Below are 9,627 nucleotides of genomic sequence, written 5' to 3'. Positions count from 1 at the left end.
GCCGGTCCCGCCCGCTGTGGCTGCTGGACGCGGCGGCGGCGTCCGCGTTGCCGCGCTCGCTGTACCCGCCGGCTTCCCCCTGACAGGTGGGCCCCGGTCACCGCCTCGGGGGCTCCGCCCCCGAACCCCCGTTGCGCAGTTCCCCGCGCCCCTAGGTACCCATAGGCGCGGGGACCTGCGCAGTCTTTTGTCTTTTAGGGGCGCGGGGAACTGCGCAGTCTTTCAGGGGCGCGGGGAACTGCGCGGCCAGCCACAGCGCACCCGCGCCTGCCCCACTACCCCCGGCCCCACTACCCCCGGCCCCGCAACTCCCGGTACGTCGCCACGAGGGCAGCCGTGGACTCGTCCAGACCAGGCACATCCACCCCCTCCGTAAGCGCCGGCTCAACCCGCTTCGCAAGGACCTTGCCGAGCTCCACACCCCACTGGTCGAACGAGTCGACGTCCCAGATCGCCCCCTGCACGAACACCTTGTGCTCGTAGAGCGCGATGAGTTGCCCGAGGACCGACGGAGTCAGCTCCCGCGCGAGGATCGTGGTCGTCGGATGGTTCCCCTTGAACGTCTTGTGCGGCACCAGTTCCTCGGGCACACCCTCCGCCCGCACCTCGTCCGGCGTCTTGCCGAAGGCCAACGCCTGCGTCTGCGCGAAGAAGTTGGCCATCAGCAGGTCGTGCTGCGCCTTGAGCCCGTCGCTGAGCTCGGCGACCGGCTCGGCGAAGCCGATGAAGTCCGCCGGGATGACCTTCGTGCCCTGGTGGATGAGCTGGTAGTACGCGTGCTGCCCGTTGGTGCCGGGCGTGCCCCACACGACCGGGCCGGTCTGCCATTCGACGGGGCGGCCCTGGCGGTCCACGGACTTGCCGTTGGACTCCATGTCCAGCTGCTGCAAGTACGCCGTGAACTTGGACAGGTAGTGCGAGTACGGCAGCACCGCGTGCGACTGCGCGTCGTGGAAGTTGCCGTACCAGACGCCCAACAGACCCAGCAGCAACGGCACGTTGGACTCGGCGGGCGCGGTGCGGAAGTGCTCGTCGACGAGGTGGAAGCCGTCGAGCAGCTCCCGGAAGCGGTCCGGGCCGATCGCGATCATCAGGGACAGGCCGATCGCGGAGTCGAAGGAGTAGCGCCCGCCGACCCAGTCCCAGAACTCGAACATGTTGGCCGTGTCGATGCCGAAGTCGGCGACCTTCCCGGCGTTCGTCGACAGCGCCACGAAGTGCTTGGCCACGGCCTCCTGGCCGGCCTTCAGCTCGGTCAGCAGCCAGTCGCGCGCCGACGTCGCGTTGGTGATCGTCTCGATGGTGGTGAAGGTCTTCGAGGCGATGACGAACAGCGTCTCGGCCGGGTCCAGGTCCCGCACGGCCTCGTGCAGGTCGGCCCCGTCCACGTTCGACACGAAGCGGACGGTCAGGTCCCGGTCGGTGAAGGACCGCAGTGCCTCGTACGCCATCGCCGGGCCCAGGTCGGAGCCGCCGATGCCGATGTTCACCACGTTCTTGATGCGCCTGCCGGTGTGCCCGGTCCACTCGCCGGAGCGGACGCGCTCGGCGAAGCCGGACATCTTGTCGAGGACCGCGTGCACCGCCGGTACCACGTTCTCCCCGTCGACCTCGACGACCGCGTCGCGCGGGGCGCGCAACGCGGTGTGCAGGACCGCCCGGTCCTCGGTCGTGTTGATCTTCTCGCCGCCGAAGAGGGCGTCCCGCAGGCCGAACACGTCCGTCGCCGCGGCCAGCTCACGCAGCAGCCGCAGTGTCCGGTCGGTGACCAGGTGCTTGGAGTAGTCGACGTGCAGATCGCCGACGCGCAGGGTGTATGCGGTGCCGCGTCCCGGGTTCCGGTCGAACAGCTCGCGCAGCTGCGTCTCGGCGAGTTCCTTCCGGTGCTCGGCCAGAGCGGTCCACTCGGGCGTCTGGTTGAGCCTGGTGCGGCTGTCTGCGTTCATCTCGGAGTTCCGCCTCTTTCCTGCCTGTGCTGCGTACCTTGCCCCGCTGCCGGTCCCAACCTAATTGATCAGGCTGCGGCGTGAGGTGTCGTCCCGCCGCCGTCCGGCTCAACAACAGATACGTCCGCCCCCTGCGATTCCGTCACTCCAAGAACCGTAGAGGGCACCACTGACAATGGGCCGCGGGGCTGTGCGACCGCAGGCGTACGATAAATACGCCCGTATGAGAAATACGGCCGCGCGAAAGCACGGCCGCGCACACGACACAGCCGGCCGGACACCTCTCGGTGTCGGCCGGCCGGCTCTCAACTCCTAGATCTCGCCCCGCAGTTTGGCGAGCGCCTCGGCGAGGATGGCCTCGCCGTCCGCGTCGCTGCGCCGCTCCCGTACGTACGCGAGGTGCGTCTTGTACGGCTCGGTGCGCGGCGGGTCCGGCGGGTTGTCCCTGTCCTGTCCGGCGGGAAAGCCGCAGCGGGGGCAGTCCCAGGTGTCGGGGACCTGCGCGTCGCTGGCGAAGCTGGGCTGCGTCTCGTGCCCGTTGGAGCACCAGAAGGAGATGCGCAGCCGTGGCGCGGACTCGCCACGCTCGGCCTCGCCCATCGGCCCCGCCCCGACCCGGCTTCCTCGGATCGCGTTGCCACTTGCCACGGTCGTAACTCCCTGCGTGATGGTGCCGCGAAGCGAGTCGGCGTGACGCTTCGCTGCGGGCGCCTCAGTCTACGTAAGGCCCAACGCGCGTCCAGTGACAGGAGTTACACCTCCACACACAGACGCAGGCCCCATGATAGGCCGCGCCTGCGGGCGCGTACCGGACATGGGGCCTTACGTGCGCAATGTGCTTGCGTAATGTGCGTCTGTGCTGCCGTACCGATGGTGCCGGTGGTCAGTTGTTGACCTTCATCACGATGCCCAGCACCACGATGGAGGCGAACCACAGCAGTCCGACCACCACGGTGATGCGGTCGAGGTTGCGCTCGGCGACCGAGGAACCGCCGACGGACGACTGCATGCCGCCACCGAACATGTCGGACAGGCCGCCGCCCTTCCCCTTGTGCATCAGCACCAGCAGCATCAGCAACAGGCTGAAGACGATCAGGGCGATCGAGAACCCCATAACCACGGCTGGACCAACTTCCTAGGACTTGGACGGACGACGGGGGCCGGTGCTTCGGGTACGAAGCCGCCCGGCCCCCGCAAGGGTACGACGTAACGCCGCTACCGCATACTCGCGGCCTGGCGGCCCACCTCCGGAGCACGACTTACCGGTCTTACCGGTCGCGCCACGGGTCTTACTGCTCCTGCTGGTCCTACTGGTCCTACTGGTCGCGGAACCGGACGATCTTGACGAAGTCCTCGGCGTCCAGAGCCGCGCCGCCGACCAGGGCACCGTCGATGTCGGGCTTCGCCATGATCTCCGCGACGTTCCCGGACTTCACCGAGCCGCCGTACTGGATACGGACGGCGTCGGCCACCTCCTGCGAGTACAGCTCGGCGAGCTTGCCGCGGATCGCCGCGCAGACCTCCTGGGCGTCGTCGGCGCCGCAGACCTTGCCGGTGCCGATGGCCCAGACGGGCTCGTACGCGATGACGATCGACTCGGCCTGCTCGGCAGGGACGTCCTTGAGGCCGCCCTCGACCTGGCTGAGCGTGTGCGCGACGTGCTCGCCCGCCTCGCGGACCTCCAGCTCCTCACCGACGCACAGGATCGGGGTGAGGCCGTGCTTGTGGGCGGCCCGCACCTTGGCGTTGACGATCTCGTCGGTCTCGGCGTGGTACTGGCGGCGCTCGGAGTGGCCGATCGCCACGTACGTGCACTTGAGCTTGGCCAGCATGGCGCCGGAGATCTCGCCGGTGTAGGCGCCGGAGTCGTGCGCGGAGATGTCCTGGGCGCCGTACTTGATCTTGAGTTTGTCGCCGTCGACCAGGGTCTGTACCGAACGCAGGTCCGTGAAGGGCGGCAGGACCGCGACCTCACAGGCGTCGTAGTCCTTGTCGGCCAGGGCGAAGGCGAGCTTCTGGACGTGGGCGATGGCCTCAAGGTGGTTGAGGTTCATCTTCCAGTTGCCGGCCATCAGCGGCGTACGAGTGGTCATGCGGGGTCAGTCCTCCAGTGCGGCGAGACCGGGCAGCGTCTTGCCCTCAAGGTATTCGAGGGAGGCGCCGCCACCGGTCGAGATGTGGCCGAACGCGTTTTCGTCGAAGCCCAGGGTGCGGACGGCCGCGGCGGAGTCGCCACCGCCGACGACCGTGAAGGCCTGGGAGTCGAGAAGGGCCTGGGCGACCGCCTTGGTGCCCTCGGCGTACTCGGGGTGCTCGAAGACGCCCATCGGACCGTTCCAGAAGACGGTGGCCGCGTCGGTGAGTTTCGAGGCGTACAGCTTGTCGGACTCAGGACCGATGTCCAGGCCCATCCGGTCGGCGGGGACGGCGTCCGCGGCGACGGTGGTGGAGCCGGCCGGAGCCTTGGTCTTCAGGTCCGGGAACGCGGGGCCGACCACGACGTCGACGGGCAGGACCAGCTCGACACCGCTCTTCTCCGCGCGCTCGATGTACTCCTTGACGGCCGGGAGCTGGTCCTCCTGGAGGAGCGAGATGCCGACCTCGTACCCCTTGGCCTTGAGGAAGGTGAAGGCCATGCCGCCGCCGATGAGCAGCTTGTCGGCCTTGCCGAGCAGCTGGTCGATGACGGCGAGCTTGTCGGAGACCTTGGAGCCGCCGAGAGCGACCACGTAGGGGCGCGCGACGTCCTCGGTGAGCTTTTTCAGGACACCGACCTCGGTGGCGATGAGGTGGCCCGCGTAGTGCGGCAGCCGCGCGGGGAGGTCGAAGACCGAGGCGTGCTTGCGGTGCACGGCGCCGAATCCGTCGCCCACGTAGACATCGGCCAGGGCGGCCAGCTGATCGGCGAACTCGCCGCGCTCGGTGTCGTCCTTGGACGTTTCGCCGGCGTTGAAGCGCAGGTTCTCGATGACCGCCACCTGTCCGGGCTGCAGCCCGTTCACGGCGTCGTGGGCGGCGGGGCCGACGGTGTCCTGGGCGAACGCGACGGGCGCGCCGAGGAGTTCGCCGAGCCGCTCGGCGGCGGGCAGCAGCGAGAAGGCGGGGTCCGGGGCTCCCTTGGGGCGGCCCAGGTGCGAGGCGACGATCACCTTGGCGCCGGCCGCGGCGAGGGCCTTGACGGTCGGCAGTACGGCGCGGATGCGGCCGTCGTCGGTGATGCGGCCGTCGGCCAGCGGCACGTTCAGGTCGGCGCGCACGAAGACCCGCTTGCCGTCGGCCCCTTCGGCCAGAAGTTCGTCGATCGTCTTCATAAGTGGACTCCTAGGAGGCTCTTTTGTCCGAGTATCCGAGTAAGGGCTGGTCGATCAGCACGTGACACAGGGCCCGGGGTGCGCGGCGGTGCGCTGCCCGGGCCCTGTGCTCACATCGAGGTGCCTTGCTCTGGGACCTAGAGCTGGCCGCCGACGAAGACCGTGAGGTCGACGAGGCGGTTGGAGTAGCCCCACTCGTTGTCGTACCAGCCGAGGATCTTCACCGACGTGCCGTCCTGGACCATGGTCAGGGACGAGTCGAAGGTGCAGGAGGCCGGGTCGCCGACGATGTCCGAGGAGACGATCGGGTCCTCGGTGTAGGTCAGGTAGCCCTTGAGGTCGCCGTCGTCGGAGGCCTTCTTGAACGCGGCGTTGACCTCGTCCTTGGTGACCTCGCGCTGCAGCGTGACGACCAGGTCGGTGGCCGATCCCGTCGGGACCGGGACGCGCATCGCGATGCCGTCGAGCTTGCCCTTGAGCTGCGGGAGGACCAGCGCGGTGGCCTTGGCGGCACCCGTGGTGGTCGGGATGATGTTCTCGGCGGCGGCGCGGGCGCGGCGCAGGTCCGAGTGCGGGAAGTCCAGGATGCGCTGGTCGTTCGTGTACGCGTGGACCGTCGTCATCAGGCCCTTGACGATGCCGAAGTTCTCGTCGAGAACCTTCGCCATCGGCGCCACACAGTTGGTGGTGCAGGAGGCGTTGGAGATGACGTGATGGCTGGCCGCGTCGTACTTGTCCTGGTTGACGCCCATCACGATGGTGATGTCCTCGTCCTTGGCCGGAGCCGAGATGAGGACCTTCTTGGCGCCGCCCGCGATGTGCTTCTCGGCGTCGGCCTTCTTGGTGAAGATGCCGGTCGACTCGATGACGATGTCGACGCCGAGGTCGCCCCACGGGATGTCGGCGGGGTTGCGCTCCGAGAGCACCTTGATGGTGTGCCCATCGACGGTGATCGTGTCTGCGGTGTGCGACACCTCGGCCTTGAGACGGCCCAGAATGGTGTCGTATTTGAGCAGATGAGCGGTGGTCGCGGTGTCACCCAGGTCGTTGACAGCCACGATCTCGATGTCAGCACCCTGCTCCAGCAGCGCGCGGAAGTAGTTACGACCGATGCGGCCAAAGCCGTTGATGCCTACGCGGATCGTCACGAACCGATCTCCTCGTTAGGTACGCCGGCTGTGTACGCCGGCGAGTTGTATGGGATGTCCCCGACCGCCTACGACCCTACCTCCCTGAGGCTCCCGGGGTGACATCGAGATGCCCCATACGCGGCGAGGCGACCCGTACCCGCCAGTAGGGGGTACGGGCCGCCTCGGGGGACTTCCGGTGAATCTCCGGGCCGGAGGGCTGGAGTCCCCTTCGGTCCGTGTCAGTCCCTTCCGTCCGGGTCAGCCGCGCAGGGCGGCCAGCGCCTTACCGAGCAGGGCCGTGCGGTCGGCCGCCGTGGTGACGTGCTCCAGGCCGAAGCCGAAGAGCACGGTGTCCCGCGTGGTGACCGCGCCGTACGTCTTGAAGAGCTCGCCGGAGATGCCCCAGTCCTGGATGACCGCGGGGCTGCCCGCGGGCGGCCCCGCGACCTTCCAGGCGCCGAGGGACGTCTCGAAGCCCTCGGTCCCGGCGGCCGTGCCGCCGGTCACGACGGAGGTGTTGTCGGCGAGGACTCCGTGCCCGCCGGAACCCGGGTCGGTGATGTAGCTGAGCGACACCTCCACGGTCTTCCCGGCGTACGCGGACAGGTCGAACTCGACCTGCTGCCAGCCGTCGGAGGCCCCGGTGAAGCTGTTCCAGGAGCCGCTCGTGCCGGTCGGGACGCAGCCGCCCTCGCCCCGGGTCAGGTAGCGAGTGAGGGCGGGGTGCGCCTGGATGAAGTACCCGGCCTCGCACTCGGCGGGCACCGCGGTGCCGGTGGCGCCGCCCTTGTCCGGGAGCGTGGTCCAGTCGTCGGCACCGGCGGTGTGCGCCTCCAGGACCGCGTGGTCGTACCCCTCCTCGGTGTCCCACAGGAGCCTCGTACGCAGGGCGGGCGCGTCGGCCGCGCTCACCGAGGTGAGGTCGATGGTGCGGGTGAGGCGGTTCCAGGCGAAGTCGGAGTGCGTGACGGCCGCCATGGACGCGCCCTCGTAGGGGCCGTACGGGTTGACGGTGCCCGGATACGCCCCGGCGCCCGCGCTCGCGAACTGCGGGTACGTGGCGGCGGGCAGGGTGTCCGAGGTGACGCTGTAGGCGCCCGCCGCGTTCAGCGGATTGCCGGGCGTGTCGCCGAGCGGTCCCGCGGCGCCCGTGAGCTTCCCCGAGCCGGTGAAGGCCGTGACGCCCGGAGTCGTCGTACGGGAGTAGGCGCCGAGGTAGTACTGGCTGAAGTCGTTCGTCAGGGCGCCCGGCAGCGCGACCTGGCCGCCCGCCTGCTCGCCCGCCTCGATCAGCTTGCCGCCCTCGTTGAGGTAGGCGCGCAGCTGCAGCTGGGTGGTGTATCCGGGACGGTCGGCGCCGGTGTGGTGGACGACCGTGCCGAAGTGGCCGAGGACGCCGAGCGCGTCGGGCGCGCCCTGGGTGGTGACGTCCCATACGAGGGGCTTGCGGCCGTTGGCCTTCAGGGCCTCGACGTAGGTCTGGGCCTTCGTCGCCGCCGCTCCCTCCTCGGCGACCACGAGCGTGTCGGCACGCGGCCGTTCGGCGACCGTGTACGTGAAGTGCTCGCTGGAGGTGGGCTTCCCGCTCCGGGTCCTGCCGCTGAACCAGACCTCGACCTTGTCGCCCGGCTCGCCGTCCTGGACCAGCGCGCGGTACTCGTCGAAGTAGAGGTCGTCCTCGCCGCCGTAGGTCTCGCCGCCCTTCCAGTGTTTGAGCGCCCGGTCCTTCGTACGGCCGTCGTTGACGCGGTACCTGAGCTCCTTGTCGCGTACGGACTTGCGGGCGACCACGGAGACCTCCTGGTCGGCGCCGCGGGAGTACGACGTCGTGAAGGTGGCCGGGGTGAAGTCGGGGGCGTCGATGCCGACCGAGGACTTCGGCCGGTCGGGCGCGGCCGCCGACTCGGCGACGGAGAGCGCGAACGGGATGTTCTTCGCGAACTCCTGCTGGATCAGCTTCTCGTCGTCGGGGAAGGTGAAGACCGAGGCGCAGTCGGCCGCGTTCCAGGCGTCGTTCGGGTCGAGGTTCGACACGGTCTGGCAGGTCGACATCTCGGGGGTGAACATCGCCGTGCCGTTGACGTTGGACGCGTGTCCGTCGGCCTCGCCGTTGGTCGTGTAGAGCTCGGAGGACACCTGCGGGTGGTAGCCGGGGATCGCCGAGTTCTCGGGGGTGCCGGCGAGGGACTTGTAGAGCACGTCGTCGGGGCTCGGGGTCGCCACCTGCCAGCCGACTCCGTAGAGGAGCAGTTCGGCGGCGGAGTGGTAGTTGATGCCGTACTCGAAGCCGATGCGCTTCTCGAAGGCGTCGAGCGCCTTGGTCTCGGGCTCGGAGCCGGGGCTCGCGCCGCGGTAGGTCTGGCTGGTCGGGTACGGGGACGAGCCCTCGTCGTCGTAGCCCCACTTGTAGGCGAAGTTGCGGTTGAGGTCGACGCCGTCGCCCGTCGTCAGGGCCCCGTCGCCGTTGACGTCCCGCAGGTTCTTGCGCCACTGGCGGTCGCCCTCGGGCTTGAACGTCCAGTCGTAGCCGTCCGGGTTCGCGGACAGGACGAACCACAGCTCGGTGGAGTCCACGAGCCGGGTGACGCGCTTGTCCTTGCCGTAGTTGTCCAGGTAGTAGTGCATCAGGCGCCGGGTCATCTCGGGCGTGATCCACTCACGGGCGTGCTGGTTGGACATGTACAGCGTGGCGGGCTTGGCGCCGTCCTTGGTCTTCTTGGCGCCCTTGGTGAGCTTGACGGCCAGGATGTCCTGCCCCTGGAGGGTCTTGCCGATGGAGACGACCTTCGTCAGGGCCGGGTTCCGCTGCCCGGTCCTGAGAATTTCTTCCTTGAGGTTGCCCGCGCCGCTGTACGGCCGGTAGACCCCGTCCCCGGCAGCCGCCACGCGCGCGCGTGCCGTGGCCGAGAGTTTGTGTTCGGCGAGGTCGACGCCCTTGTCCTCCAACTGCTCGGCCTGCTTGTCGGTGAGGTAGACCTCGACCGTGGCCGTGCCCTTCTGCGGCACTCGTTCGCCCAGCTCGTGACTGTCCTGGCCGACCGCGAGAAGCAGGGGTACCTGCTCCTTGGTGACGTCCGCGCGGAAGACCTTGACCTCGTCCGCGCCCGGGCCGGCCGGTGCGCCGGGTTCCGCCTGTGCCATCGGCGCGACGGCCACTCCGCCGAGCAGGAGCGCGCCGGCAGCGAGGATCGATCTCGCTCTTCGTCTCATGAGCCCCCCTTGCAGGAGTCCGCCACAGCG

Annotated in this window: 7 protein-coding genes and 1 pseudogene; 1 reads left to right on the top strand and 7 read right to left on the bottom strand. The window is 69.0% G+C overall.

Going from position 1 to position 9,627, the window contains the following annotated elements; all coding sequences use genetic code 11:
• Positions 1-83, top strand: a pseudogene (locus tag AOK01_RS42625) (6-phosphogluconolactonase); the annotation flags it as partial.
• A 207-nt stretch (positions 84-290) separates the two neighbouring features.
• On the opposite strand, the gene pgi reads toward AOK01_RS42625, so the two are convergent.
• The 7 genes from pgi to AOK01_RS12785 all read right to left on the bottom strand — a co-directional run bounded on the left by pgi (position 291) and on the right by AOK01_RS12785 (position 9,597).
• Positions 291-1,946 (bottom strand): glucose-6-phosphate isomerase, encoded by a 1,656-nt coding sequence (gene pgi, locus AOK01_RS12815; RefSeq protein ID WP_055511105.1) that lies wholly within the window; start codon positions 1,944-1,946, stop codon positions 291-293.
• 312 nt (positions 1,947-2,258) lie between these two features.
• Positions 2,259-2,594, bottom strand: coding sequence for an RNA polymerase-binding protein RbpA (locus AOK01_RS12810; protein ID WP_003957010.1), 336 nt, complete (start codon positions 2,592-2,594; stop codon positions 2,259-2,261).
• A 235-nt stretch (positions 2,595-2,829) separates the two neighbouring features.
• Positions 2,830-3,060 (bottom strand): preprotein translocase subunit SecG, encoded by a 231-nt coding sequence (gene secG, locus AOK01_RS12805; RefSeq protein ID WP_055511104.1) that lies wholly within the window; start codon positions 3,058-3,060, stop codon positions 2,830-2,832.
• 202 nt (positions 3,061-3,262) lie between these two features.
• On the bottom strand, positions 3,263-4,039 hold the full coding sequence (gene tpiA, locus AOK01_RS12800) for a triose-phosphate isomerase (protein ID WP_055511103.1): 777 nt from the start codon (positions 4,037-4,039) through the stop codon (positions 3,263-3,265).
• A 6-nt stretch (positions 4,040-4,045) separates the two neighbouring features.
• Positions 4,046-5,257 (bottom strand): phosphoglycerate kinase, encoded by a 1,212-nt coding sequence (locus tag AOK01_RS12795; RefSeq protein ID WP_055511102.1) that lies wholly within the window; start codon positions 5,255-5,257, stop codon positions 4,046-4,048.
• A 137-nt stretch (positions 5,258-5,394) separates the two neighbouring features.
• Positions 5,395-6,405 carry a type I glyceraldehyde-3-phosphate dehydrogenase gene (gene gap, locus AOK01_RS12790; protein ID WP_055511101.1) on the bottom strand — a complete coding sequence of 337 codons (1,011 nt, stop codon included), beginning with the start codon at positions 6,403-6,405 and terminating at the stop codon, positions 5,395-5,397.
• A gap of 240 nt (positions 6,406-6,645) precedes the next feature.
• Positions 6,646-9,597 (bottom strand): M14 family metallopeptidase, encoded by a 2,952-nt coding sequence (locus tag AOK01_RS12785; protein ID WP_055511100.1) that lies wholly within the window; start codon positions 9,595-9,597, stop codon positions 6,646-6,648.
• Positions 9,598-9,627: the final 30 nt, after the last annotated feature.

The sequence above is a fragment of the Streptomyces aurantiacus genome, from assembly GCF_001418335.1.
Taxonomy (GTDB): domain Bacteria; phylum Actinomycetota; class Actinomycetes; order Streptomycetales; family Streptomycetaceae; genus Streptomyces; species Streptomyces aurantiacus.
This window is presented reverse-complemented; position numbering and strand designations above follow the sequence as displayed.